Source organism: Pseudomonas sp. TH34 (assembly GCF_016650865.1).
GTDB lineage: Bacteria > Pseudomonadota > Gammaproteobacteria > Pseudomonadales > Pseudomonadaceae > Aquipseudomonas > Aquipseudomonas yamanorum.
On sequence record NZ_JAEKFB010000005.1, the window covers coordinates 21658 to 46496 of the forward strand.

25 protein-coding genes are annotated in these 24839 nt (G+C 61.1%); 10 read left to right on the forward strand and 15 right to left on the reverse strand.

Annotated elements, in window-relative coordinates; genetic code table 11:
* Positions 1-35: 35 nt before the first annotated feature.
* The gene (locus tag JFU58_RS03185; RefSeq protein WP_201139835.1) at positions 36-731 is read right to left on the reverse strand and encodes a fumarylacetoacetate hydrolase family protein; all 696 of its coding nucleotides are present in this window, start codon (positions 729-731) and stop codon (positions 36-38) included.
* Positions 732-826: 95 nt separating this feature from the next.
* Positions 827-1156, reverse strand: a complete 330-nt coding sequence (locus tag JFU58_RS03190; RefSeq protein ID WP_017477125.1) for a hypothetical protein — start codon at positions 1154-1156, stop codon at positions 827-829.
* Between the two features lie 213 nt (positions 1157-1369).
* Between JFU58_RS03190 and JFU58_RS03195 the strand changes: the two genes are divergently transcribed.
* The gene (locus JFU58_RS03195) at positions 1370-1915 is read left to right on the forward strand and encodes a hypothetical protein (RefSeq protein WP_093198553.1); all 546 of its coding nucleotides are present in this window, start codon (positions 1370-1372) and stop codon (positions 1913-1915) included.
* Positions 1916-1977: 62 nt separating this feature from the next.
* On the opposite strand, the gene JFU58_RS03200 is transcribed toward JFU58_RS03195, so the two are convergent.
* The 3 genes from JFU58_RS03200 to JFU58_RS03210 all read right to left on the reverse strand — a co-directional run bounded on the left by JFU58_RS03200 (position 1978) and on the right by JFU58_RS03210 (position 3569).
* On the reverse strand, positions 1978-2616 hold the full coding sequence (locus tag JFU58_RS03200) for a hypothetical protein (protein ID WP_063031325.1): 639 nt from the start codon (positions 2614-2616) through the stop codon (positions 1978-1980).
* Positions 2617-2733: 117 nt separating this feature from the next.
* A complete protein-coding gene (locus tag JFU58_RS03205; RefSeq protein ID WP_063031327.1) occupies positions 2734-3054 on the reverse strand; it encodes a DMT family transporter in 321 nt (106 codons plus the stop codon).
* Between the two features lie 68 nt (positions 3055-3122).
* Positions 3123-3569 (reverse strand): carboxymuconolactone decarboxylase family protein, encoded by a 447-nt coding sequence (locus JFU58_RS03210; protein WP_093210093.1) that lies wholly within the window; start codon positions 3567-3569, stop codon positions 3123-3125.
* Between the two features lie 195 nt (positions 3570-3764).
* Between JFU58_RS03210 and JFU58_RS03215 the strand changes: the two genes are divergently transcribed.
* The 3 genes from JFU58_RS03215 (at position 3765) to JFU58_RS03225 (ending at position 6474) form a co-directional block, all read left to right on the forward strand.
* Entirely contained in the window at positions 3765-4367 is a 603-nt protein-coding gene (locus JFU58_RS03215) for an FMN-dependent NADH-azoreductase (protein ID WP_063031329.1), read from the forward strand.
* Between the two features lie 17 nt (positions 4368-4384).
* Positions 4385-5797 (forward strand): MocR-like pyridoxine biosynthesis transcription factor PdxR, encoded by a 1413-nt coding sequence (gene pdxR / locus JFU58_RS03220; protein WP_201139836.1) that lies wholly within the window; start codon positions 4385-4387, stop codon positions 5795-5797.
* A gap of 83 nt (positions 5798-5880) precedes the next feature.
* Positions 5881-6474 (forward strand): LOG family protein, encoded by a 594-nt coding sequence (locus JFU58_RS03225; protein ID WP_093198563.1) that lies wholly within the window; start codon positions 5881-5883, stop codon positions 6472-6474.
* A 55-nt stretch (positions 6475-6529) separates the two neighbouring features.
* Here the strand turns inward: JFU58_RS03225 and JFU58_RS03230 are convergent, their stop codons facing one another.
* From JFU58_RS03230 to JFU58_RS03250, 5 genes are all read right to left on the reverse strand, one after another.
* Positions 6530-9019, reverse strand: a complete 2490-nt coding sequence (locus JFU58_RS03230) for a TonB-dependent siderophore receptor (protein WP_063031335.1) — start codon at positions 9017-9019, stop codon at positions 6530-6532.
* Between the two features lie 89 nt (positions 9020-9108).
* Entirely contained in the window at positions 9109-10053 is a 945-nt protein-coding gene (locus tag JFU58_RS03235; RefSeq protein ID WP_201139837.1) for a FecR family protein, read from the reverse strand.
* Complete coding sequence (locus tag JFU58_RS03240; protein ID WP_063031339.1) at positions 10050-10595, reverse strand: sigma-70 family RNA polymerase sigma factor; 546 nt, start codon at positions 10593-10595, stop codon at positions 10050-10052. The genes JFU58_RS03235 and JFU58_RS03240 overlap by 4 nt, the downstream gene beginning before the upstream one ends.
* A gap of 257 nt (positions 10596-10852) precedes the next feature.
* Positions 10853-11698, reverse strand: a complete 846-nt coding sequence (locus tag JFU58_RS03245; protein WP_093198573.1) for a DNA/RNA non-specific endonuclease — start codon at positions 11696-11698, stop codon at positions 10853-10855.
* A gap of 423 nt (positions 11699-12121) precedes the next feature.
* Positions 12122-14269, reverse strand: coding sequence for a TonB-dependent receptor family protein (locus JFU58_RS03250; RefSeq protein ID WP_201139838.1), 2148 nt, complete (start codon positions 14267-14269; stop codon positions 12122-12124).
* A 216-nt stretch (positions 14270-14485) separates the two neighbouring features.
* On the opposite strand from JFU58_RS03250, the gene JFU58_RS03255 reads away from it, so the two are divergent.
* Genes JFU58_RS03255 through JFU58_RS32465 form a run of 3 tightly spaced genes read left to right on the forward strand, consistent with a single transcriptional unit; the run spans position 14486 to position 15869 of the window.
* The gene (locus JFU58_RS03255; RefSeq protein WP_167410161.1) at positions 14486-14644 is read left to right on the forward strand and encodes a hypothetical protein; all 159 of its coding nucleotides are present in this window, start codon (positions 14486-14488) and stop codon (positions 14642-14644) included.
* A 4-nt stretch (positions 14645-14648) separates the two neighbouring features.
* Entirely contained in the window at positions 14649-15287 is a 639-nt protein-coding gene (locus tag JFU58_RS03260) for a helix-turn-helix domain-containing protein (RefSeq protein WP_017477116.1), read from the forward strand.
* Between the two features lie 60 nt (positions 15288-15347).
* The gene (locus JFU58_RS32465) at positions 15348-15869 is read left to right on the forward strand and encodes a hypothetical protein (protein ID WP_177026302.1); all 522 of its coding nucleotides are present in this window, start codon (positions 15348-15350) and stop codon (positions 15867-15869) included.
* A 262-nt stretch (positions 15870-16131) separates the two neighbouring features.
* On the opposite strand, the gene JFU58_RS03270 is transcribed toward JFU58_RS32465, so the two are convergent.
* Together JFU58_RS03270 and JFU58_RS03275 are read right to left on the reverse strand one after the other, a co-directional pair.
* Complete coding sequence (locus JFU58_RS03270; protein WP_201139839.1) at positions 16132-17460, reverse strand: LLM class flavin-dependent oxidoreductase; 1329 nt, start codon at positions 17458-17460, stop codon at positions 16132-16134.
* Between the two features lie 74 nt (positions 17461-17534).
* The gene (locus tag JFU58_RS03275) at positions 17535-18059 is read right to left on the reverse strand and encodes a MarR family winged helix-turn-helix transcriptional regulator (RefSeq protein ID WP_177026303.1); all 525 of its coding nucleotides are present in this window, start codon (positions 18057-18059) and stop codon (positions 17535-17537) included.
* A gap of 120 nt (positions 18060-18179) precedes the next feature.
* Here JFU58_RS03275 and JFU58_RS03280 point away from each other — a divergent pair, with 120 nt between their 5' ends.
* Positions 18180-18980 (forward strand): SDR family NAD(P)-dependent oxidoreductase, encoded by an 801-nt coding sequence (locus JFU58_RS03280; RefSeq protein WP_201139840.1) that lies wholly within the window; start codon positions 18180-18182, stop codon positions 18978-18980.
* A 14-nt stretch (positions 18981-18994) separates the two neighbouring features.
* Here the strand turns inward: JFU58_RS03280 and JFU58_RS03285 are convergent, their stop codons facing one another.
* Both JFU58_RS03285 and JFU58_RS03290 read right to left on the reverse strand, forming a co-directional pair.
* Positions 18995-19249, reverse strand: a complete 255-nt coding sequence (locus JFU58_RS03285) for a hypothetical protein (RefSeq protein ID WP_063031352.1) — start codon at positions 19247-19249, stop codon at positions 18995-18997.
* 86 nt (positions 19250-19335) lie between these two features.
* Positions 19336-19641: a putative quinol monooxygenase gene (locus JFU58_RS03290; protein WP_063031353.1), complete on the reverse strand. Its 306-nt coding sequence runs from the start codon at positions 19639-19641 to the stop codon at positions 19336-19338.
* A gap of 153 nt (positions 19642-19794) precedes the next feature.
* On the opposite strand from JFU58_RS03290, the gene JFU58_RS03295 reads away from it, so the two are divergent.
* Positions 19795-21510 carry an amidase gene (locus JFU58_RS03295; RefSeq protein ID WP_201139841.1) on the forward strand — a complete coding sequence of 572 codons (1716 nt, stop codon included), beginning with the start codon at positions 19795-19797 and terminating at the stop codon, positions 21508-21510.
* On the opposite strand, the gene JFU58_RS03300 is transcribed toward JFU58_RS03295, so the two are convergent.
* Positions 21501-21776, reverse strand: a complete 276-nt coding sequence (locus tag JFU58_RS03300) for a hypothetical protein (RefSeq protein WP_017477108.1) — start codon at positions 21774-21776, stop codon at positions 21501-21503. The two genes, JFU58_RS03295 and JFU58_RS03300, sit on opposite strands and share 10 nt — an antisense overlap.
* A 262-nt stretch (positions 21777-22038) precedes the next feature.
* Between JFU58_RS03300 and JFU58_RS03305 the strand changes: the two genes are divergently transcribed.
* Positions 22039-24693, forward strand: a complete 2655-nt coding sequence (locus tag JFU58_RS03305; RefSeq protein WP_330564181.1) for a LuxR C-terminal-related transcriptional regulator — start codon at positions 22039-22041, stop codon at positions 24691-24693.
* Positions 24694-24839 lie beyond the last annotated feature (146 nt).

Genomic DNA, 24839 nt, shown 5'->3' on the forward strand with positions numbered 1-24839 from the left:
CGTACTTCTCGGAGGGCCTGGGCACCACTGTAGCGTCAACCCTGGCCGAGGGTGAAGCTCAGCTCCGCCAGGCCGTCGATTCCGGCGGTCACCACATCGCCCGGCTGCAAGGCGCCGACACCTGCCGGGGTGCCGGTGAAGATCAGGTCGCCGGCCTTCAGTGCCACCGATTTAGAAGCATGGTTGATCACTTCGCTGACCGACCAGATCTGGTCCGCCAGGTCGCCCACTTGGCGTTGCTCGCCATTGACCTTGAGCCAGATACGCCCGCTGACCGGATGGCCAACGGCGCTCACCGGCTGCAACGGGGTGCAGGGTGCCGATTCATCGAAGGCCTTGGCCCATTCCCACGGCCGCGACAGCTTTTTCGCCTGGGCCTGGAGGTCGCGGCGGGTCAGGTCGATGCCCAAACCGTAACCCCAGATATGCGCAAACGCGTCTTCCGGGGCGATGTCCACGCCGCCCTTGCCGATGGCCACCACCAACTCGACTTCATGGTGCAGGTCGGCGGTCAATGGCGGATAGGCGATCACGCCCTCGGCAGGCACCACGGCATCCGCTGGCTTCATGAAAAAGAACGGCGGCTCGCGGTCAGGGTCGTGGCCCATTTCGCGGGCATGTTCGCTGTAGTTGCGCCCGACACAGAACACCCGACGCAGCGGGAAGCGAGCGTCGTCGCCGTGGATGGCAAGGGACGGGGTTTCGTTGGGGGTGATGACGTAGCGGGTCATGGCATGTGCCTCTTCGATTACCTGGGGCCAGTATGCGGACGGGCTCCGGGGCGAAGTTGGACAGGCTTACGCAGATTTTGTACTGGGCGGTGCAATCATTTACGCGCCAGCTTGTAGCGCAAACAGTCCTGATAAAAACTCTGGCGAATCACCTCGGGCTTGACCCGCGAGCGGCTGTCGTAGGTCTGTTCGGTGATGCCCATGGCCATCATGTGCATCCAGGGCTTCTTGAACTGGTAGGTCTTGAGCTTCTGACGCGCGGCGTACAGCGAGACGCCCGACAGCTTCAACTCCTGGGCCCGGGCCGCGGTGCCCGCGCCCCAGCTGCACATGTACTTGTCGTTATCCCGCAGCTCCCGTGCCTCAACCGAAACCGCCCCACCCGCCATTGCGCAGGCGATCAGCATGATTCCAACATTGCGCATTTGCATCCCGCCTAACCACCTGAAAATAAAAGTGATTTTGGCGAGAATTTTGTTACAAAGGGGCCAGCAAATTGCCTTCTTGATGATTTTTCCGACAGGTACCAGAGGCAAAAAGCTACGCATCCCTTAAGGCCTTTTGCCACTATTTGTTGCCGACCTGCCAGCGTCTGACGATAATCGCCGCGCTCTCCCACACTCACGCAAGGAAACGCCGTGAAAAAGCTTCTACTGTTGACCCCATTGCTCGCGCTGCTGTTGCAAGGCTGCGGCGTCACCATGACGCAATACGAGCCGAACTTCGACAACGTCCAGGTCCTCAAGCGCGCAGCGCCGCTGCAACCCGTCAGCAATGCCCAGGTGACGGCTGCGTCGGGCGAAGGCTCGTTGTCCGTACGTGCCAACCCGATCCGCTCGCCCAGTGGCAGCATCCCGGCGCATATCCAGGCTGCGATCACCCAGGAACTGCAACTCGCAGGCCTGCTGAACCCGCAAGCGGAACGTCATCTGCAAGTGCTGGTGGTGAAGAATTCGCTGTCGGCAGGCATGGGCTCCGGCAACGGCACGCTGGCCGCGCGGTTTACCCTGCTCAAGGGCAATGACGTGGTGTACGACGCGACCAAGGAAGTGAATCACACCTGGTCCAGTTCGTTCTTCGGGTTCATTGCGATCCCGAATGCCGCCAACGCCTACAACCCGATGGTGCGGGATTTGCTCAAGTCGTTGTACAGCGACCCGCTGTTCATCAAGGCGCTTAAGTAAGGCCCAGGCTGCGAGGGCGGGTCGCCCTGCCCTCGCAGCTGTTTCAAACATTCAGTTACGTGTCACGCCCGTGGCACGCCGGCATCCAGTGCCGAGTACTTCAGGTTGTTGCCGTCGACCATTTGCTTGAGCAAGGCATTGACCTGGCGGGTGAAGGTATCGGTCACCGCCTCTTTCGGCGTGTTGGCCATCAACGGGATAAACCAGATGCCCATCCAGGTATTGATCGAGTCGTGGTTGGTGCCGGTGCTCAGCGCCTGGCCTTGCGGGTCCACCGACTCCAGCTTCATGGTGTATTGATCAGTCCCCAGCGCCGGGATGATGGTGAAGGTAAAGCCGCTGATAAAGGCCAGTGCCAGTTGGCCGCCACCCGGTGGATGGTTGTAGACCTTCAGGCGCAGGCTGTAATCGCCGGGCTGTTTCTGGAACTCATCCAGGGTCACACGACCAAACAGGCCGGAGTCGGTCAGGACTTTCTGCAGCTGTGGCTTGAGCATGTCCCGCGCTTGTGGGAATTCCGTAGCGGCGGCGTTTGTCGGCTCGCCCTGGTAGAACTTGAAGTCTACGTAGACGTTCGGTTTGTTGGCGTAGCTGGCCTTCGATGGCAGCGTGACAGGTGCGACTTCGTCCTTCGTGAAGCTGGCGCAGCCGCCCATCGACAACGTGATCAGGGCCAACCCCAGCATTTTTCCAATGTGCATTACGACTTCCTTAGTGAATGGAGCGTCTCCATGGCCGGAGTTGCTGGGGGCGGATGATAAAGAGTGAGCAACGATGTTAAAAGGCCATCTCCGAGAAATACCCGCTCGCAGGCAGCACTAGTTGGCGGAGACCAGTTTCAGGCCGATCACGCCGGCCAGGATCAGTACGATGCACAGCACTCGTAACGGTGCGGTGGAATCGCCCAGCAACACCATGCCGAGGATCGCGGTGCCCGCTGCGCCGATTCCGGTCCACACTGCGTAGGCGCTGCCCACCGGCAGCGTGCGCAACGCCGTCGACAGCAGGATGACGCTGGAGACGCCGGTCACGACGGTGAGCAATCCGGGGGTGAATCGGGTGAAGCCATCCGAAGCCTTCATCGCGAACGCGAAAGCGATTTCAAGAATGCCGGCCAAGCCGAGCAGTAGCCATGCCATGGGGTGAACCCTCAGGAAATACAGTGAGTGTGTGGCGAGGGAACCCGCCACAACGAATCCGCGTTGGCTTATGCCTTGGCGGCCGCCGCCGGCGTGGTGCGGAAGGTGATGCCCAGGCGGTTGAAGGCATTCATCAGTGCGATGCCGTAGGTGAGATCGGCCAGTTCCTTGTCACTGAACTCGCCGGTCGCTGCCGCGTAGTCAGCGTCCGAAACATCACTGGCGGTCACTGCTTCAGCAAAGGCCAGTGCCACGCGCTCACGCTGGGTGAAGACCGCGCCAGCGTCATGCCATACGGGCACCAGCACCAGCTTGCCCACGGCCAGGCCTTGCTTGAGCAAGTCCCGCGAGTGCATATCGATGCAAAAGGCGCAGCCGTTGATTTGCGAAACCCGCAGGTAGACCAGGTCGATCAGTTCCTTGGACAGGCCGCTGTTCTGCAGGTAGACGTAAACCCCGCCGAACGCCTTGTAACCTTCAGGGGAAGCTTTGGAGTAGTCGAGACGCGTTGTCATGGTGAAGTCCTGTAGCGGTTGGATGAAGCCGCCATCTTGCGACGCCATGGCCTACCCCAAAAGATCCATGATCTGGCTTGAACACCAGGCCATGAATGCGCGGACATGGCCTACTCTGAATCTTGATTCTTGGCTCTTTGGCCTGGGTCATGAGGTTCGTAGACTGAAGGCCATCCATCCAGGAAGCAGCGCACCATGAATATCCTCCATGTCAGTGCCAGCCCTCGCGGGCCAGCGTCAGAAAGCAACGCCCTCTCCCTCAAGATCATTGAATGCCTGCGCCAGCGGAACCCGGCCGCCGAGGTGATCCAGCGCGGCATCGCCGGGAACGCCCTGGCACCGTTGGACGAGCCTTATGCGACGTCCCAGCAGTCCCTCATGGATGTCTCGTCCGAAGGTTCGATGGCCCAGTCCGAGCGGCTTGTGCGGGAATTGGAGATGGCCGACATTGTGGTGATCGCCACCCCCATGCATAACTACTCGGTACCCGCAGCCCTCAAGCTATGGCTCGATCACATTGCGCGGGTACGCCGCACCTTCGATATCTCGGCCCAGGGCAAGATCGGCCTGTTGCAGGACCGCCCGGTGTTTGTCGCCATCGCCTCGGGCGGACGGTTTTCCGGGGAGCGTGCGCATCAGCCGGATTTCCTGACGCCGTACCTGAAAACCCTACTCGGCATGATCGGCCTGCATGACGTGACCTTCTTCACCGTCGAAGGCACCGCTTCACGCCCGGAGGCACTGGCCCAGACGCGCCGCCAGACCGACCAGGCGCTGCACGACTATTTCGCCACCTGAACAGGACCCGCCGCCGGATGAGCACCTCGATCAAGGCCTTTTCACCACTGGACGCCGGCGCTGCCGAGCCGATTTACCGGCAACTTTACTGGCGCTTTCGCAGCGCGATTGCCGAAGGTTTGCTCAAACCGGGGGAACGCATACCCGCAGCCCGGGCCCTGGCCAAGGAACTTGGGCTGGCCAGAGGCACCATTGACACAACGTACTCGCTGCTGGCGGCCGAAGGTTATATCCAGGCCCGTGGCCAGGCCGGCACCGTGGTGGCGGAAGGGATCAAGTCCAGCCTGCCGGAACGCCCCATGACGGCCAGCGACCACAATGCCGTCCGGCACAAGGCCGCCGTGTTGCCGTTTCAAATGGGCCTGCCGGCGCTGGATGCGTTCCCGCGCAAGATCTGGTCGAAAATCGCCGCCCGTTGCGTGCGGGCCACCCAGGTCGCCGACATGGCCAACCCCTGCGTGTTCGGCCTGCACTCGCTGCGCACGGCGATTGCCAGCTACTTGCAGGTTGCCCGGGGTATTCACTGCTCGCCGGCACAAGTCTTCGTCACCTCGGGCTACCGCAACACGCTGGGGCTGATCGCCCACGCACTGCTGGAACCGGGCGATCGGGTGCTGGTGGAGGACCCGGGCTACCTGTTCACCCGGCCATTGCTGGATTACCTGAATATCAAGGCCATACCGGTACCCGTGGATCAGGACGGCATGCAGGTGTCCCGAGCCGTGCAACAGGGCAAAGGCGCCCGCGCCGTGGTGGTCACGCCGGCCCATCAAAGCCCGCTGTGTGTCTCGCTGTCCTTGCCCAGGCGCCTGGAACTGCTGGATTGGGCGAGCCGCCAGCAGGCCTGGATCGTCGAGGACGACTATGACGGCGAATACCGTTACGTCAGCCGCCCACTGCCGGCCCTCAAGAGTCTGGACCGCGTCGGCCGGGTGCTCTATGCCGGGACTTTCAGCAAAGTGTTGTTTCCCGGCATCCGCCTCGCATATCTGGTGGTGCCTGCGGCTCAAGTGGCACGCTTCGAACACGTCAGCCAGACCTTCCTCGGTGGTTGCCCGGAACTGACCCAGGCGATCGTCGCGACGTTTATGGCCGAAGGGCATTTTGCGCGGCATATCCAACGCATGCGCAAACTCTACGGCGAGCGTCGGGAAGCCACGGCCAGGGGCCTGCGCAAAGCGCTGGGCGAGCGTATTTCGATTGATGCCCAACCGGGCGGGATGCATTTGATCCTGCGACTCAACGCGCACCAGTCCGACCGCCTGTGCGTGGAGCGACTGGCACAGGCCGGCATTTATGCCGAAGCCTTGAGCGACTGGAATATTCAGGGCCAGACCGGCCCCGGCCTGCTGCTGGGCTTTGCCAATATCGAATCGGAGACCGTCGCCGAGGTCCTTGGAAAACGCATCCTGGATGCACTCATGGCCTGATCCGCAAGCCGGTTCTTGGCTCTTTCGCCCTCAAGACGGGGCCGCCATGCTGGACGGCTTGTACTCACCAGCCTGGAATCTCCATGCCCACTCCCCTGCGCAGCCTTGCGGTTTTCTGCGGTACCAATTTCGGCTTCAACCCGCAGTACGCGGAAGGCGCCCAGGCCCTGGGCCGGGAAATCGCCCGGCGCGGCATTCGCCTGGTCTACGGCGGCACCCACAAAGGCTTGATGGGCGTGATGGCGGATGCGGTGTTGGCGGAAGGTGGCGAGGTCGTCGGCATCATCACCCGGCTGCTGCATGAGCGCGGCCACTCCCACGCCGGGCTCACCCATCATGAAGTGACCCACGACATGCGCAGCCGCAAGACACGTATGAGCGACTGCGCCGACGCGTTCATTGCCTTGCCCGGCGGGCTGGGAACACTGGAAGAATTGTTTGAAGCAGCCACGCTGACCCAGGTAGGCGAACACCAAAAGGGCGTGGCGTGCCTGAATACGGAGGGGTTCTTCAACCCGGTGCGCGCCCTGTTGGATCACACCGTGAAGGAAGGCTTCATGAAGGTCGAGCACAGCCAGATGCTGATCTTCAACGAAGACCCCGGCGCCCTGATTGATGCCCTGGAGCAGTGGCAGGCGCCGGTGGTTTCCAAACTGATTGGGCCGATGGCGAACTAACTGTTTTTGGCCTTGGCGATGCTGCTCCCGAATCCTTTCGCCAAGGCTTTTTTATTTACCACTGATACGTCGCGCTGGCCTGCACGGTGCGCTGTGAGCCATACCAGCACCACGAGTAGGAATAGCAGGACGCGACGTACTCTTTATTCGCCAGGTTGGTAGCGTTCACCGCCAGGCGCAGGTTGTCACCCTGGCGATTAATATGCGGGATGTCGTAGTGCACCGCTGCATCGAACAAGGTGTAGCCCGGTACCTTCAAGGTGTTGGCGGTATCGCCCCATGACGAACCGACATACCGCGCACCGGCCCCCACACCGAAGCCCTTCAACGTGCCGTCATGCAGGGTGTAATCCGCCCAGGCCGATGCGGTATGACGCGGTACGGCATAGGTGGTAGTGCCTTCGGCAGCCACGGCCGGGCCGACGCCGATGTCACTGATGGGCGCATAGCGCACGGTGTTGTTGGACTTGCTGATGCGGTTATCCAGGTAGGCATAGGCCGCCGTGATATCCAGGTTGTCGTTCAGGCTGGCCTTGCCTTCGAGTTCAAACCCTCGGGATTGCACTTCACCGTCCTGGATCTGGCAGCGCGAGCCGTTGCACAGGTGGGAAGCGTCCGGGTCCAGTGTCGGCACGTTGGTCTGGCGCAGGTCGAAGATGGCCGCCGTGATGAAGCTGTTGCTGCCCGGCGGCTGGTACTTGATGCCGATTTCGGTCTGCTTGCCTTCAGTCGGTTGGAACGTTGAGCCGCCATAGCCCGTGCCGGATTGCGGCTGGAAAGATTCCGAGTAGCTGACATACGGCGCCAAGCCATTATCGAACAGATAGACCAGGCCCAGGCGGCCGGTGAAGGCTTTGCTGTCCTGGCTGGATTTGGTCTTCTTCTGGGTCGTCATGGCCAGGGTGCTGTTGTCGGTGCTGGCCCAGTCATAACGCCCGCCCATCAACAGCACCCATTTGTCCCACTTCATCTGCTCTTGCAAGTACACGCCGGTTTGCTCGCTGCGCGAGGTGGCGTCGCTGGTGTAGGCCGGTACCGGCACGGCCGCGCCGTAGACCGGGTCGAAAATATCCAGCGTAGGCCCTGCCGTGTACACGCCACTGCCCGACTTGGTATCGGTGCTGGTGTTCTGGTAGTCGGCGCCCATCAGCACGGTGTGCTGCAGCGGGCCGGTGTCGAATTTGGCCTGCAACTGGTTGTCGAGGGCATAGGCGTCGATGTTCACGTCGCTGGCGATGGTCGAGCGGCGGATGGTGCGGTAATCGCTCTCCAGGTAGTTGCTGTAGAGGCTGCGGTATTGCCCTTCGCTGCGCAGATAGCGGGCATTCTGACGCACGGTCCAGACATCGTTGAAGTGATGCTCGAAGGCGTAGCCGATGGAGTAATACTCGCGGTCACTCTTCTCGAAGCTTTTCTCGCCGTCGTAGAAATCCACGTCGATCTTGCGCCCGGTTGGGCTGTGCAGCACCGAGCCCCAAGCCGGCATTGAACCGTAGGACGCGCCTTTGGGATCCTTCTGGAAATGCCCAAGCAAGGTCAGCGACGTGTTGTCGTCCGGGCTCCAGGTGAAGGCGGTGGACAGGGATTGGCGACGGGTTTCGGTGTGGTCGATCTGGCCGTCGGCATCGTCAAACAGGCCGGCGACACGGTAGGAATACACGCCTTGATCGTCCAGCGGGCCGCTCAAGTCAAAGGTGGTGCGCTTCTTGTTGAAGGTGCCGTACTCGACGCCGACTTCATGGAACGGCGTATCCAGCGGGCGCTTGCTGACCATGTTGATCACGCCGCTGGGGGTGCCCTGCCCGTACAGCACCGACGCCGGCCCACGCAGCACTTCGACGCGCTCCAGGTCGAAGGCGTCTTTTTGCGGCAAGGCATCCCGGCTCGAGGGCATGCGCAGGCCATCGAGGTAGGTCGCCGGGGCAAAGCCACGGATGGTCAACTGATCGAGGCGCGAGGCGGTGGAGCCACGGGTTTCCGGGATCACGGCGGCGCTGTAGCGCAGGATCTGGTTGAGGCTCTCGGCGTTCTGCGCGCGCATCTGGTCTTTGGTGACCACGGAGATCGACTGTGGGGTTTCGATCAGCGCGGTGTCGGTCTTGGTGCCCGACAGGCTGCGGGTGGCCACGTAACCCGACACCGGGCCGGTGGGGTTTTCCGACTGATACGCACCGCTGATGGTGGTGGCCTGCAACTCCATGGCGCCGTCGGTGTGCGGGATGGCTTCGAGGCGGTAGCGGTCGTCGGCAATCTTCAGGGCTTGCAAGCCGCTGCCAGCCAACAATTGGGCCAGGGCGGCGTCGGTGCTGTACTGCCCGTTCAGGCCATTGCTGCGTTTGCCCCGAGTCAGGCTCGGATCAAAGGCCAATACCAGGCCCGCCTGTTCGGCGAGGCTGTTGAGGGCCTGGCTCAGGTCACCGGCAGGAATCGAAAACGCGGCGCTTTCAGCCGCGAAGGACGCTTGAACGGTCAGCAGGGGTACAGCGGCAAAAGCCATCGCCACTGAAAGGGCCAGTGGCTGTAAGGGACGAGCAAGGCGCGACATGAGAAGTCCTGGGAAATGGGGGTTCTATTAGTCATGACGGCCATGTCGGAAAATCGGGTATGAATGAGAGCAGTTTTTATTCACACGTTTCACAGCGGCTTGATCACCACCACCAAATCGGTGAAGTACTCGACCTTGATCGGCAGGTTATCCGCCAGTGACGCCAGGGCCGCGCCGGTGTCGTCGAGCTTGAACACCCCCGACACGCGCAACCCTTGCAGCGCCTGCGGGTCAAAGCGCACCAGCCCATGCCGATAACCGGCGAGGGTTTGCAGCACCTCGCTCAGGGGTTGGTCGTCGACCTTGAGCAGGCCGCGGGTCCAGGCGTCCGGGTCGGCATTGCCGATGGGTTGCGGGTCGCTGGCGTGTCCGTCCTTGATTGTGGACTTCTGCCCTGCCGGCACTTTCACGTCGCCTGCACTATCGCCTTTGACGGCCACGGTAGACTCGATCACGGTGACTACGGTCGAGCCGTTCTCGGCCTTGCGCACCAGGAACCGCGTGCCCAACGCCGTGGCCGTGCCCTGGTCGGTATGCACCACGAACGGCCGTTGCGCGTCCTTGGCCACCTCGACCCACATCTCGCCCTGCAACAGTTCGATCACCCGTTGGTGGCCGTCGAACTTCACGTCCAGGGCAGAGTTGCTGTTGAGCTGCACCTGGCTGCCGTCGGTCAGTGCCACCTGACGCCGTTCGCCAACGCTGGTGCGTTGGTCGGCCATCCATACCGGCAGCCGCTCAATCCCGGCCCAACCGCACAGCAATACACCCAACAGCGCAACGGCCTGGGTACCACGGGCGGCAAACCTTGGTTTTTGCGGGGCAAACGCGCGGTTCAGGGCAAGGCGCGCCGGAGCGGCGGGCAATGCGTCGAGGCTGCCCCATAGGCTGCGCATCCGTTCGATTGCGACAGCATGCCGTGGGTCGGCCTGGCACCAAGCATCGAATGCGGCACGGTCGGCTTCAGTCACGTGATCGTCGTGCAACAACGTCAGCCAACGGGCGGCTTCACTGATGATCTGCTCGGAACTCACGACAGCGGGTCCGCCCCGTGCAGGGTGTGATAGCAGTGCACCAGCGCGCTGGAGATGTAGTTCTTCACGGTGCTGGGTGACACCTGAAGTTGTGCGGCGATTTCGCTGTAGGTCAGCCCGTCGAGGCGGCTGAGCAGAAAGGCTTCGCGGGCCTTGGCGGGCAAGCCGGTGAGCATGTCGGCGATTCGTTCCAGGGCCTGGAGTGCCACATGAATTGCCGCCGGATCCGGCATACCGGCGTCCTCGCTCTGAATCGCCAGGGCTTCCATGTAGGCCTTCTCGATCCGCCGCCGACGCGCGCCATCAATCATCAAGCGCCCCGCCGTCGTTGCCAGGAAAGCCCGGGGTTCCTTGATGGTGTGGGGTTCGGCCAGCAGCAGGATGCGGATAAACGCGTCGTGGGCCAGGTCGGCGGCATGTTGTGAGCAGCCGAGTTTCTTGCGCAGCCAACCGTGCAACCAGGAATGGTGGTCGCTGTAGAGGGCGGTGAGGGTCTGCTGGCGACGGGCTGTATCAGCCTTGGCTACAGGAAAGTCATGCATGCGCAAAAATTTCTCAAACAAGAAAGATTACCAATTGCGCAAACGATGACAGTAAAACGGAGGGGGAGCAAGGGGCTCGCCGATCGAAGCCGTCACGGTGATGGGTGGTTAACGGGATGCAGGTAGAGGGCAACTACCTTTTAACTGAAGTATTAACACTGCACTTAGTTAGAAACAGCAAAAGTCGACAGGCACTTGCGTACCTGCCAACTTAATGGACGCATGACAATTAATGACGAACGTCTAAAGTGCGACGGTTACTTGCAGCCAATCCTCTGCGGAAGTTGCCCTTGCTTCGACTTAAGTGCAGTTTGTACCGCTTGGGGCAACTCATTCCAGAATGTCAGCCCGGAACGCTGTTCAATCTGTTCGACCGTCGCGCGGTAATCACAGAAGTTCGCACCCTTAGGAGTTTCCTGATTCATGATGAACGAGGCATAAAGACCGTCTTGCGGCGACTTGCCCACGGAAACAATCTTCCAGTAGCCGCTGGGAATCGTGTGGACCTTGTTGGTCCCCGGCAGGGTGCCGATGAATTTCTCATACAGCGGGCCGGTCATCACATACACCTCATCCACCGCCGCGTCCTGGCTCAGGTTGCGCTCCTGATCCTCCAGGCGTGCCCAAGGGCCCTGGTTCAAATCGGACTTTTGCGGGGTGATGTTGGACAGGTAATTGAGGGTCTGCCAATCGGAGACGCCCGCCATCGACGCCAGGTTCGCCTGGTGCCCACGGTCGACCTTGAGCGCCACGTTGGCACCGTTATAGTCAACAGGGTCAAGGGTTTCACCCGCCGGAATCGCCGGGTCCGTCTGCCAGTTACGCGGGCGCCCGCTGGCCGGTGTGGACTTGGTGATCCGGTAAGCCACCCAGTTGGCGAACTTGGTCGACGCATTGTTATTGAGGCTGTAGGCCTGGCGATTCAACGTCAGCGGCCCACCGCCCGAAGGGCAGCCCTGGGAACAATTATCGACCGTGACGGCCTGTTCGAGCGGCGCCTGGACGGCGCGCTCCGGTGCCTGTGAAGGCGGGGTGCTGATACAGCCCGCCATCAGCGGCACCCACAACAACGCGACGTATTTGAACAATGCTTTCCTTTGCATGGTAATACTCCATTTACAGCAGATTAATTAAGTTTAAGGCGATAAAACAGGCGCAACGGGTCCCGACAGTGCAAAAGCCACTTCGTGATGAGATGACTACGCTATCAAGTTGATTGCTGACAGTTGGATAACTGTATTTGCGCGTAACGCGACATTCCATGTGCGTACACACTTAATTACCCACGCCAGTGGCGCAAGCAACTAACTGCTCATGAAAAATCATCTTTCGGTTGAGCAGGCTTTATCTTATACACGTAATTGTTACAAAAAAACCAGCGTTAAAATCAAAAAAATCAGCCCGTAAACCCGATCCAATGTGGGAGCCGGGCTTGCCCGCGATGCACGCGACTCGGTGTTTCAGTTACACCGAGGTGATGCTATCGCAGGCAAGCCAGCTCCCACAGTTGATCTTTGCTTGGCTGATTAACGCCAGCTCCAGGAAACCCCGGTGTACACGCCCATGCCATCTCCCGGCGTGGACCGCGCTACGTCCAGCCCCTTGTCGTCATAACCCGGCGTGACCGTATTGGCGTAGCGCTGGTTGGTCAGGTTGCGCAGGTCGACCCAGGCTTGCCAGTCGTGCTTCGGCGCGTCATACCCGACCGTCGCGCCGAGCAGCGTGTAGGCCGCCGCGTAGTAGGAATTGGCGTAGTCCACTGCCACCCGCGATGAGTGCTCGCCATTGAGGCTGGTGTAGAAACCGCTGGGATGGCTGTAGCGCAATTGCGCCTGATAGTAGTGCTTGGGGATGCCGGGCAAGGTGTTGTCGCCGAAGCGGTCGTCGTTCCGGTAGTGGAAGTCGCTGTAGGTGTAGGCCTGGCGCAAGGCGAGTTGGCCGGTGCGGCCGCCATCCCACAGCGGGCTGATCAGGCTCAGTTCCACGCCTTGGTGCACCGTGGGGCTGGCGTTGGACTCGGCGATGATTGCAGAGGTGGTCGAGGTCGCGGCTTGGGTTTCGACGCTGAGCAGTTCGTGGCGCACCTCGGAACGGTACAGCGCCAAGTCCCATTGGCCAAACCATTCTTCACCGCGGCCGCCGATTTCCAGGGTGGTTGCAGTCTGGTTTTTCAGCTTCACGCCTTCACGTTGCAGCCCGGCAGCCGAGCCACTGTCCTTAGGGAAATACTTGTTGGAACCCCAAATCATCGACCACGCATGAGGCGGCTCAACCGAGCGGCTCAGGTTGCCATACACCTGCAGTTGCGGGCTGAAGTCATAACGCAAGCCAACCCGTGGCGCGTAATCCCAATCGTGCTGGCTGACCGGCGTGTGGGTTTCCGGATAGCTGACTTCGGTTTCACGGCGGGTGTAGATCGCCGCCAACCCGGTGGTCAGCCAAAGGTCCGGCACCAACTCCAGGTCGTTGCCGATATGCAGCACGGTGTCGGAACCCAGGTAGCTGTAATCGCGGGTCTTGGTGCCGGGTGCATAAATGGCGGTATTGCCGGTCGGGATCCGCACGAATTCCGAGCCGCCGTTGTTAGGCATCGCCTGAGTCGTGCGCAAACCGATAGTGGTCTTGCTGTCGCGCCCGAACAACGTGTCCTGGCGGATGTAGTTCAGAGTGCCGCTGACGTCGGTGTAGGCGACCTTGAGACGGTTGGTGCCTTCACGCAGGTCCATCGGATAGTCGTGATACGCCAGCCCGACCTCGACCCGGGCGCTGTCGTCCAGGCGCAGGGTGGTTTTGTTGGCGATCCAGGTCGAGCCCGGTTGCAGGCGCTTGGAGTCGCGCGTCACGTTGAGGCTGGCGGCGGCGCGTGGGTCGTGGCTGATCTGGTCGCGGGTCAGCTTGCCGGGGGAATCGTTATCGGTTTCGCGGTAGCGGAAGTAGAAGCGGGTTTCCAGGTCGGGGTTGAAGCGATAGCCGAAGTTGGCCGCCATGCCCTTGCCGCTGCCGGCGCTGTGGTTCTGGAAACCGTCGTAGTGCGAATCGGTGAGGCTGATGTAGTAGTCGGCATCCCCCAGCACCTGCCCCGAACTGATTTCCCGTTGGGCGTAGCCATGGCTGCCGGCTTCGTAGCGCACTTGCAATTTTGGGGCGTCGTAGCCGGTGTGGGTGACGTAGTTGACCGCACCACCGAGGGCCAATGCGCCCTGGTCAAAACCATTGGCGCCGCGCAGCACTTCAACCCGGCTGAGCCACAACGGGTCCTTGAGTTCGTAGGGCGTGCCGCCCGGGCCGGTCAGCGGCAGGCCGTCGAAGGTTTCGTACAGGCCGGACGCATGGGCGCCGGGGCCCCGGTTGATGCCCGAGCCACGAATGGAAAGCTTCACCCCTTCGTTGTTCGCGGCCTTGGCGTACACGCCGGCCTGGTACTTGAACACGTCCTCGTTGGTGCTCATCCGCCCTTGCTCGACGCTGCCCATGTCGATGTAGTTGGTGGCGCCGGGAACGCTCTTGAGCTGGATCTGGGCCAGTTCATCGGCGCTGAGTTCAGCGCTGCTGACTTCGACGGGAGCCAGTTGCAGCGTGTCGTCGGCCTGGGTGACAGGGCTGAAGCTCAGGGCGGCGCCAAAGCCCAGCAAGGGCCAGGCTTTTCGTGCGGGGAACGGAAACGCGGGGGGCATGGGGGTAAATCCTTGGAATTCGTTTTTGCGACGGGCTCGGTCCGGCACAAGGTCTGTGGTGGGAAGCCTGTGAAGCCCGACGGGTCACCACTGATGGACGTACAGGCCCCAATCGGCGTTAAGTCCGAAATCGAATTACCAAATGCAAACTCAGTATTTATGGAAATAAGCGCCACGGATTACTGTAGGGCCATTGAGTCCCCAGAGATTTACGTCATGCAAACATCCGCCACCGTCATCGATTTCACCCTCCACCGCAAACGCCGCCAGGCTCGCGCAGCGGCTGAACTGATGTGGGCGATGTACGCGGCACGGGCCGGGGTCGCGGTGTTTACCGCACACGTCACCACCTCCAGCGATACCCGCCGGGCGTGAGGCAATGAATTTCCTGCACGCGCTTCCCGAAGTGCCCGACCTCCCCTCCAAACCCAAGGATTGCAACAGCGGCGACGATGACGCCATCGGCCAGTGCGTCGCGCAGAACCTGCAACGCCTGCGCAGTAAACGCTACCTGTCGCTGGACGCCCTGGCGCGCAATTGCGGCGTGAGCCGGGCGATGCTGGCGCAGATTGAATCCGGGCGCAGCGTGCCGTCGATCAAAGTGCTGTGCAAGATTGCCAAAGGCTTGAAAGTCTCGGTGGCCGCCTTCCTGGAAAACCGTGCGTTCGAAGGGGTTGAACTGCTGCCGGCACAACAGAGCAAACGCTTGGTGAGTGCCGACGGCAGTTTCATCAGCCGTGCGCTGTTTCCCTACGATATGGCACGCCAGTCGGAGTTCTACGAGATACGCCTGAAGGCACTCGGCGAAGAAGTTTCTGAAGGTCACGGGCCGGGGATTCAAGAAAATCTGGTTGTGGCCCAGGGCGTGCTGGAAGTCAGCGTCAACGACGAACGCTACCTGCTGTCCACCGGTGATTCGATCCTGTTCTACGCCGACCAGCCCCACCGCTATCGAAACCCGGCGGACAGTGAGGCGGTGGCGTTCCTGGTAATCACCTACCCGGAACGCCTGGACTGAAACGCAAAAAGCCCCGGCACTCGCCGGGGCTTTCTGGTTTCACGCCAAACGAATCAGCAGGTGCAGCACATCATCGGCATGCCGTTGCAGCTCATCATCATCGGCATGGCGCAGTCGTTCATCATCTTCATCATCAGCATGCAGCAGTTGTTCATCATGTCCATGCTCATGCCTGGCATCGGCATCATGGTGCAGGTCATGCAGTCGGCTTCCATCTTGCATTCCATGACGCACTTCATCATCGGCATGGGCATGCCCATCGGCATCATCATCGGCATGTTCAGGGTGGACATGCTGTTCATCATCGCCATGCCGTCTTTCGACATGCACATCATCGACATGTTGGCGCACTGCATCATCATCGGCATGCCGCAGTTCATCATCATCGCCATCATTTCGGCGTTGTTCTTGAACATCGCCATGTCCATGCCGGCGGCCGGCTTCATGGTGCACATCATGGCCTCGTCGGTCATCGTGCAGGTCATGGTGGCCATCATCATCGGCATGCCCATCATCGGCATCATTGGCATCGCGTTGTTCATTGGCATCTGCATGGCGTTCATCATGTTCGAAACTCCGTAATCGACAGGAAATGAGTAAGTTCTGGGGCCGATTCTAGAGATGGGACGCAACGGCGCAAGGCGCTGGCCCAGCAGCAGAAATAGACGTTGCATGGGGTTTTATCGGAGCGAGACAGCCGATAATTCTGCGATGACGGATTTAATGACGCGATCACGCCGACCGGCTCCGTTATCAGGGCCGAACCGGCGTGATGGATATGCGATTGGGGAATGGGCTCCAATCAGAAGGAAATAAACGATCTAACCACGCTGAAAATACCCGCTCATTCGGCGAAGAAGCGGTTCGCCGGACGCGGCAGTCCAAGGTTTTCCCGCAGGGTAGAGCCTTCGTACTCCCGCCGGAAGATCCCGCGCCCCTGTAACTCGGGCACCACCTTGGCGACAAAATCATCAAGACCGCCCGGCAGCCACGGGAACATGATGTTGAAGCCATCGCTGCCCTCTTCTTCCAGCCACTGCTGCATCTCATCGGCAATGCTGCGGGCCGTGCCGACAAACGACAAGCCCGCATACCCGCCAAGGCGTTGGGCCAATTGGCGCACCGTCAACTGCTCGCGGTCAGCCAGCGCCAGTACTCGTTCGCGGGAGCTTTGGCTGGCGTTGGTTTGGGGAATCGCCGGGAGGTATTGGTCGGAATCAAACTTGGTCGCGTCGGTACCCAGCGCTATCGACAGCGAGGCAATCGCGCTTTCGTAATGCACCAGGCTGTCGAGGTGCGCACGAATCCGCCGCGCGTCTTCCCGCGTATCGCCGACCACCACAAACGCCCCGGGCAGAATCTTCAGGTGGTCGGGATGCCGCCCCACCGCCAGCATCCGGCGCTTGATATCCCCATAGAACTTGCGCCCTTCTTCCAGGGTGCCCGGCGCGACAAAAATCACCTCGGCGGTTTCCGCCGCCAATTGCCGGCCTGGCTCCGAGGCACCGGCCTGCACGATCACCGGCCAGCCCTGCACTGGCCGCGCAATGTGCAGCGGGCCGCGCACGTTGAGGTAGCGACCGTGATGGTTGAGGGTGTGCAGTTTGTCCGGGTCGAAGTACACGCCGCTGTCGGCATCGCGGATGAAGGCATCATCGGCCCAACTGTCCCAGAGCCCGGTCACCACATCGTAGAACTCCCGCGCACGGGCGTAGCGCTCGTCGTGATCGTAGGCCTGTTCCAGGCCGAAATTCTGCGCGGCATCCGGGTTGGCGGTGGTGACGATATTCCAACCCGCGCGACCATTGCTCAAGTGATCCAGGGACGCAAAGCGACGGGCAATGTGGAACGGTTCGTCGTAGGTAGTCGAGGCCGTGGCCACCAGGCCGATGTGCTCGGTGGCCTGGCTGAGGGCCGACAACAAGGTGAACGGTTCGAATGACGTGGCGGTGTGGCTGCGCTTCAACGCGTCGATGGGCATGTTGAGCAAGGCCAGGTGGTCGGCCATGAAGAAGGCATCGAAACGTGCCTTCTCCAGGGTTTGGGCAAAAGCCTTGAGGTGCGTGAAATTGAAATTGGCGTCACGGTAAGCGCCGGGATAGCGCCAGGCGCCGGTGTGGATGCTGACCGGGCGCATGAACGCGCCCAGTTTCAGTTGGCGTGGAGTGGTCATGGAAAGCCCCTGATCGAGAGGGGCTCAGCATCGGATGCGCGAACGGCGTCTGTCTAATAACGAAAGGATCTGGCTTATGCCTGCGCGGACTGGCTGTTGTAGTCCGCCAAAAACGCGTCGGAGGCGATATGGTCTGCCATGCCGCGCAACTGCGCGGCCGAATCATGCCCCAGCACCTCCTCCACCCGGTTGTTGGCAGACGCCCAGAACACCAGCGCCTCATTGAACAGCGCTTCGCCCTTGGGCGTGAGCACACAGCGTTTGGTGCGCTTGTCCAGGGCGTCCGGACGTAGCTCGACGATCCCGTCGCGCACCAGCGGCTTCATGGCGTGGGTCAGCGCCGACATCAGGATCGCCAGGCGTCCGGCCAGCTCCTGCAACGTCGGCCCCGCCTGCTCGTCAACCGCCGACAGCCGGGTGATTTCACCCAGCAAGCCGACCTGTGTGGCCTTCAGGCCAATCGGTGCCAGTGCTTCGTCATACAGTTGGCCCAGTCGCCTGGCGGCACGGCGCAGTGCGTTGTTGGTGCACGCCACATCGCCGAGCAGACTCAAAAGGTCGGCGCGATCATCAGGCTTGTCAGTCTTCTCAATGGGCATTTTCAGCTCCTCCATGCCCCTAGAATGATTGAGTACTAAACCATTGACAAGGACAAACGCCAAGCCTATAACTTGAGCCCTCAACAATATTGGTTGAGTACTCATCTATTGGAGCCGTTCATGTCGACCCCCGCTTCCACAAAAATTGCCCTCATCACTGGCGCGTCTTCCGGTATTGGCGCTGTGTATGCCGACCGATTGGCGGCTCGCGGCTACGATTTGATCCTGGTCGCCCGTCGTGAAGACCGCCTCAAAGCCCTGGCGGCGAAGATCACTCAAGCCCACGGGCGCCAGGTCCAGACCCTCGGCGCCGACCTGGTTAACCCCGCCAACCTCGCCCGTGTCGAAAGCCTGCTCGCCAGCAACCCGGCAATCCACGTGCTGGTGAATAACGCCGGCCTGGCCCGCCTGCACCCGCTGGCTCAATCCTCGGTCGAAGATTCCACGACCCAGATCGCCCTGAACATCACCGCCCTCACCCGCCTGACCCACGCGGCGCTGCCGGGCATGCTCGTGCGCAATGAGGGTGTGATCATCAACGTGGCGTCAGTGTTGAGCGTGCATTCGCTGCCGGTCAGTTCCGTGTACAGCGGCACCAAAAGCTATGTCCTGGCGTTCAGCCGTGGCCTGCAAGCGGAACTGGCGGAAACCGGGGTGAAGGTGCAGATCGTGTTGCCGGGGTCTACCGCTACCGAGATCTGGGACGCCTCGGGCATTCCGCTTTCGGCACTGCAACAGGAGTCGGTCATGACCACCGAAAACCTGGTGGACGCGGCACTGGCCGGGCTGGATCAGGGCGAGACGATCACCTGGCCATCGGTGGCCGATGGTTCGTTGTGGGACACCTATGACGCGGCGCGCGGTGCGTTGTTTGCGGCAACGCAAACAGGCAAGCCGGCGCCCCGGTATGGGATTGTCTGAGGCGCCCGTTGGTTTTATTGAATACCGATGGAAAAACGCCGCACAGTCTGCTCCTCGCGGGGCAGGCTGATGTCGCCTTCGTAGGTGCACTCGCGGCCGGTGCAGCTGTTTTCCACGGTCACGGCCGCAACGCTTTTGACTGGGAAACGCGGCTTCGGCTCAGCCTGCGGCGTGAGGGGTACAGCGCTGAGGATCGGTGCCTCGTAGGTCAGGTCCAGGTTGGACGCGTGGGCCGGGGTGGCCAGAACGGCGAGCAGTGCGCTCGCCATGACAGTCCTTGTAAACAACATCGAAATCTTTCCGGGCAGCAAAAAATGAAGGGCCAATGATAAACCCTAGAGCCGCCGGGTTGAAGTCAACGTACCTGGACCGCCGGCTCCAGCACCAATACGTTGGAGGGGCCCGCACGGAATGTCGAGTTGTGCTTGGCGGCTTCCAGCATGTGAGGAGCTGCGTGGTGATCCTTAAGCGCCGCCTTTGAAGCCCACGTCTCGATCAACACAAAACTGTCGCTTTTGCCCTCAACAGGATGCAGGTCGTACTGGATGCAACCCGCTTCAGCCCGCACCAGCGGCGCCAGTCTGGCAAACGCGGCCAACTGGTCCGCACCCCGCCCGGGCTGGGTATTAATGATGACGACAAGCCGCACTTCATCGGACATAAACCGCACCGTTATCGATAAGGAAATTGAGGGGCCACAGTAAGGGATGCCATTCTCTGGCGCTATGAAAAATCTATCAGTAAGCTACTTTCACTGAATGGATTGAGTCAGCACTCAACCCCCTCCCCCTTTTCTGCACCCGGCGATAACCACGTGATCGAAGTAACCGAAGTTTCCATTGCCCAACTGCGCGCTGCGCTCGAGTCCGGCCAGACCACGGCAGTTGAGTTGGTAGAGGCCTACCTCGCCAGGATCGACGCCTACGACGCCCCCGACACCGCCACTGCCCTCAACGCCGTGGTGGTGCGCAACCCTCAAGCACTGGAGGAAGCGCGCGCTTGCGATGCACGTCGGGCCAGCGGCAAAACCCTGGGCCCGCTCGACGGCATTCCCTATACCGCCAAAGACAGCTACCTGGTCAAAGGCCTCACCGCCGCCTCCGGCAGCCCGGCTTTCGCGAACCTGGTTGCCTACCGCGACGCGTTCACCATTGAGCGGCTGCGCGCCGCCGGAGCCATTTGCCTGGGCAAGACCAACATGCCGCCCATGGCCAACGGTGGCATGCAGCGCGGAGTGTATGGCCGGGCCGAGAGCCCGTACAACGCCGACTACCTGACCGCGCCGTTCGCGTCGGGCTCCTCCAACGGCGCCGGCACGGCCACTGCGGCGAGCTTCGCGGCATTTGGCCTGGCGGAAGAGACCTGGTCCAGCGGGCGCGGCCCGGCCTCCAACAATGGCCTGTGTGCCTACACCCCGTCCCGTGGCGTGATCTCGGTACGCGGCAACTGGCCGCTGACTCCGACCATGGACGTGGTCGTGCCTTACGCCCGGACCATGGCCGACCTGCTTGAAGTGCTCGACGTCGTGGTCGCAGAAGACCCCGACACGCGCGGCGACCTGTGGCGGATGCAACCCTGGGTGCCGATCCCCAGCGTCGCCTCGGTACGCCCGCAGTCCTACGCAGACCTGGCCGCGACCGGCGATGCACTCGCCGGCAAACGCTTCGGCGTGCCACGCATGTACATCAACGCCGACCCTGAGGCAGGCACCAGCAACGAGCCGGGAATCGGCGGCCCTACTGGCCAGCAAATCAAAACCCGCGCCTCGGTGATTGACCTCTGGGAAGCCGCGCGCAAGGCACTCGAAGCGGCCGGTGCAGAAGTGGTCGAGGTGGATTTCCCGCTGGTTTCCAATTGCGAAGGCGATCGCCCGGGCGCACCGAAAGTGTTTACCCGAGGCCTGGTGTCGAAAGAATTCCTCCACGACGAATTGTGGGAACTGTCGGCCTGGGCGTTCGATGATTTCCTGCGCGCCAACAACGACCCTGCGTTGAACCGCCTGGCCGATGTCGACGGCCCGAACATCTTCCCCCACGACCCCGGCACCCTGCCCAACCGCGAAGACGACCTGGCCGCCGGCATGGACGAATACGTGCGCATGGCCGAGCGCGGTATCACGCCGTGGGACAAGATCAGCACCGTGCCCGATGGCCTACGCGGCCTGGAACAAACTCGGCGCATCGACCTTGAAGACTGGATGGATAAGCTGGGGCTGGATGCGGTGATTTTTCCGACCGTCGCCGACGTAGGCCCGGCGGATGCGGATGTGAATCCCGCGTCGGCGGATATCGCGTGGAGCAACGGTGTATGGGTGGCCAACGGTAACCTCGCCATCCGCCATTTGGGCGTGCCGACAGTGACGGTGCCCATGGGTATCATGGCGGACATCGGCATGCCGGTGGGGCTGACCTTTGCCGGACGGGCTTATGACGACTCGGCGTTGCTGCGATTGGCGTCGGCGTATGAGTCGACAGGGAGCAAGCGTCTGGTACCGCCGCGTACGCCGGTGTTGGTGGTTCGTCAGGCCTGATCGGTTTCGCTGCTGATTTTGCGCATCAACCGATCGGCTTCCGACCCGGGTTCAAATCGAAAGCCGTTCATCTCATCGAGGAGCAGGCAGTCGCTGATGGCCTCCCACAGCTGCGCCTGGGTCGGCTTGTTGCGCAGCAGAATGTACGAGAGCAAAAGTCGCTCGATGGGAACGCCTCGATTGGAGGCGGTTTCAATGATTGCCAGCAGGATAAAGCGCAGTCGAACTTCCCGCTCCGTGGGCCATACCGTTTTTCGCTTACCCAATGCCGGGCCTCAGTGTCAGGAAAAACGTGAGGCTATGGCCGCGGGGGGTGGTGTTTCAAGCACTGCATGGGGAGAAAGCCCTGCTCCTACGGAAAACAGGGAAAGGGCTTACGAAATCTCACAGGGCCTCAGTGGCACTGTCTCCTGTCACAGCAGCAACCTGCCGCATAATCTAAACATTCCGTTACTCATCATCTCAACGTTACTTTCCTATTACTGATAAAGCGTTCAGACACACCCCATCGACACGAGCCTTCCTGCCGTGACTCATGACCCTTCCCGTAACTCCCAGTACACCTGGCGTTGGATCGGCAAACTGACACCGCCGCTGACGTTACTCACCTCAACGCCCCGGCAAGACTTGTTGGCGTCATTAAAGACGAGGATTGATGGGCCATTGATTCTCCTTGTGGCTCCCCCTGGATACGGCAAAACAACACTGTTGATGCAGTGGCGACAGGAACTACTGCGCACCTCTCCACAGGCAATCGTTGCCTGGCTATCGCTGGATGAAGCAGACGCAGAACCCAACCGTTTCCTGGCCTATCTGATTCTGGCGCTTGACCACGCAGGCCTTGATCTCGGGCACCTGCCACGGCTGGCAGAAGCTCAATCCCTGGATGCGCAACCACAACGCACCATCAGTGCCTTGCTTCATGGCATGGCGCGGGAGAACCGCTCCATCACCCTACTGCTCGATGACTACCACACAGCCGCCAACGAGCACCTCGATACCCTTGTGCAAGCATTGCTGGAACAAGCTGCCCCCTGGCTGCATTGGGTTGTGGCCAGCCGTACTCGTCCCCAATGGCCCTTGGCGCGCTGGAAAACCATGGGCTGGGTGCACGAGGTGACCGCTCGCGAATTGACACTTTCAGCGAGCGAAACCAACGCGATCCTGGGGCCCGATCTCTCATCGTCAGACCTGCATCATCTACATGAAACAACCGAAGGCTGGCCCGTGGCTGTGCAACTGGCTCGGCTGTGGCGAGCCAGTGGAGACGGCTCGCTGTACCACCTGAACGAGTTTTCCGGGCACGTCACCGATATCGCCGCCTATCTGACGGAACAAGTCGTGGGACGCTTGCCACCAGCGTGTCAATCCTTCCTGATGGATACCGCATTGCTGGAGCGTTTCAACGCGGGGTTCGCTGATGCGATACGCGAGCGCACCGACAGCACTCAGTTGCTTGCACAATTAAGCCACCTTGACGCCCTGTTGGTCCCGCTGGACGCCAAGCGTCAGTGGTTCCGCTACCACCGTCTGCTGCGGGACTTCCTGAGCAAGCGGTGTGACACCAAAAATGCCCAGCGCATTCACCGCGCTGCGGCCCAATGGTTGGCACAAGAAAAGGACTGGATCCAGGCGGTGTCACATGCGTTACGTGCCAGCGACACGGCGCTGGCGGTGAATATGGTGGTGCGCGCAGGGGGATGGGAGTCTGTACTGAGGCATGGGATCCGCTATGCACAAAGCCTGTTGCAGCAGTTCGATGAGCCAACACGGCGCAGCGAGCCTGACCTTTTGCTGCTCCAAGCGTACCTGCACGCCAAGCTTGGAGACCATAGGTTAGCCACTCAACTGCTACAGCTGGCGCAAGGCGTCATCCAGGACGACAGGCGCCTGAAGCGAGACTTCCAGGTCATTCAAACGTTGGCCAACGCCTACGTCGATCGCTTTGCAGAAAACCATGCAAGTCCGTTCGACCCAGTACAGTTGCAGGGCGAAGAAGTCCTGGCCCAGGCAACCCTTGCCTGTGTAGAGGCCCTGAGCGCCATGACTCGCGGAGAACTGCCCCTTGCGCTGCAAACCATCCGCACAGCCCACATCAAGATGCGCCTGGTCGACATTCCGCGCGGTGAAAATTACTGCCGTATTCATGAGGCGCAAGTACTTTCCTTGATGGGCAACATTACCCAGTCGAGTCGCATGGTCGACGAGGCGCTGGCCATTTCAGGCGATCAGTTTGGCCGTGAAAGCTCAGTCAACGCGCTAGTCGGCTGCCTTAAGGCGCAACACTGTTACTGGCAAGGTGCATGGTCCGAGGCAACAACCTGGTGGCGGGACGGCTGGGCATCCCTCGAACAGACGGATGGCTGGTTGGATATCGCCGCCACAACAGCCGAAATCGCGTGGCGCACCACGCTGCGCGGTCAAGGCATGCAGGTGGCGCTGCGAGAACTGGAACAGGTGGCACAGTTGGCGGACACCCGTGAATGGCTGCGGCTGACACGATTGGTCAACGCATGGCGGGTCGATTTGCTGGTGCAGTGCGGCTCCCTGGTAAAGGCTCGCGAGGAGGCATTGCAAGCCGACCTTGAACGTATTGCAGGTGACCGCGATGACTGGCGTAACCATGAAGCAGCCACCTTGGCACTGGCCCGCCTGCAACTGGCCTCGGGACGTTCCGCCGCCGCGCTGACCCGCTTGCATCAAGAAGGCAAAGTGCTGCAAGACAAAGGTTTGTGCCTCCCTGCGTGGCGCCTGCAACTGCTGGCGTTAGTCGCCTATGGCAAAGGCCAGTCAACGCTGGAAACCAACGATCTGACACCGATCCTGGCATCGATACCTCAGCAGATCTTGCCGGGCCTGCTGCTGGAAGTGGGTCCAAGTCTGCTGCCGGCGCTGGAAGCCTGCCCTGAAATACTCCCTGGTCAGGCAGCCATCCTTACGCGGCTGCGAGGCTGGCGGGCACACCCGGTGCGCGCCCGCATGCCATTCAGCGCCAAGGAGACACAGATCCTCACCTTGCTCGTCAGCGGCCAGCCAAACAAGACGATCGCGCAAGCGTTGAACATCTCTGAAAACACCGTGAAATTTCATCTTAAACACATCTTCGCCAAGCTGTCGGTAGACAATCGCACGGCCGCCATCAGTGCAGCGTTGCGCCTCGGTGTTCTTGATTCCTCTCTCTGAGCCCACCCGCCTACCCATCCGGGTAGGCGCTGTGGAAATCGCGCCATGAACTACCCGTGCCGCAGGTAGTAACCCCCGCTCACCGCCCTCTAGCATCCGTCTAAACAGCGAGAGCCCCAACGCTCTGCCAGCTCCGATAACAACAA

Bases quoted from the DNA above. Each gene is read 5' to 3' on its own strand.
- JFU58_RS03190 (WP_017477125.1), bottom strand. From the start codon at position 1,156: ATGCGCAATGTTGGAATCATGCTGATCGCCTGCGCAATGGCGGGTGGG.
- JFU58_RS03205 (WP_063031327.1), bottom strand. From the start codon at position 3,054: ATGGCATGGCTACTGCTCGGCTTGGCCGGCATTCTTGAAATCGCTTTC.
- pdxR (WP_201139836.1), top strand. From the start codon at position 4,385: ATGAGCACCTCGATCAAGGCCTTTTCACCACTGGACGCCGGCGCTGCC.
- JFU58_RS03290 (WP_063031353.1), bottom strand. From the start codon at position 19,641: ATGTCCGATGAAGTGCGGCTTGTCGTCATCATTAATACCCAGCCCGGG.
- JFU58_RS03275 (WP_177026303.1), bottom strand. From the start codon at position 18,059: ATGCCCATTGAGAAGACTGACAAGCCTGATGATCGCGCCGACCTTTTG.
- JFU58_RS03210 (WP_093210093.1), bottom strand. From the start codon at position 3,569: ATGACAACGCGTCTCGACTACTCCAAAGCTTCCCCTGAAGGTTACAAG.
- JFU58_RS03255 (WP_167410161.1), top strand. From the start codon at position 14,486: ATGCAAACATCCGCCACCGTCATCGATTTCACCCTCCACCGCAAACGC.
- JFU58_RS03230 (WP_063031335.1), bottom strand. From the start codon at position 9,019: ATGTCGCGCCTTGCTCGTCCCTTACAGCCACTGGCCCTTTCAGTGGCG.
- JFU58_RS03270 (WP_201139839.1), bottom strand. From the start codon at position 17,460: ATGACCACTCCACGCCAACTGAAACTGGGCGCGTTCATGCGCCCGGTC.
- JFU58_RS03200 (WP_063031325.1), bottom strand. From the start codon at position 2,616: ATGCACATTGGAAAAATGCTGGGGTTGGCCCTGATCACGTTGTCGATG.
- JFU58_RS03185 (WP_201139835.1), bottom strand. From the start codon at position 731: ATGACCCGCTACGTCATCACCCCCAACGAAACCCCGTCCCTTGCCATC.
- JFU58_RS03250 (WP_201139838.1), bottom strand. From the start codon at position 14,269: ATGCCCCCCGCGTTTCCGTTCCCCGCACGAAAAGCCTGGCCCTTGCTG.
- JFU58_RS03225 (WP_093198563.1), top strand. From the start codon at position 5,881: ATGCCCACTCCCCTGCGCAGCCTTGCGGTTTTCTGCGGTACCAATTTC.
- JFU58_RS03240 (WP_063031339.1), bottom strand. From the start codon at position 10,595: ATGCATGACTTTCCTGTAGCCAAGGCTGATACAGCCCGTCGCCAGCAG.
- JFU58_RS03280 (WP_201139840.1), top strand. From the start codon at position 18,180: ATGTCGACCCCCGCTTCCACAAAAATTGCCCTCATCACTGGCGCGTCT.
- JFU58_RS03215 (WP_063031329.1), top strand. From the start codon at position 3,765: ATGAATATCCTCCATGTCAGTGCCAGCCCTCGCGGGCCAGCGTCAGAA.
- JFU58_RS03260 (WP_017477116.1), top strand. From the start codon at position 14,649: ATGAATTTCCTGCACGCGCTTCCCGAAGTGCCCGACCTCCCCTCCAAA.
- JFU58_RS03245 (WP_093198573.1), bottom strand. From the start codon at position 11,698: ATGCAAAGGAAAGCATTGTTCAAATACGTCGCGTTGTTGTGGGTGCCG.
- JFU58_RS03285 (WP_063031352.1), bottom strand. From the start codon at position 19,249: ATGGCGAGCGCACTGCTCGCCGTTCTGGCCACCCCGGCCCACGCGTCC.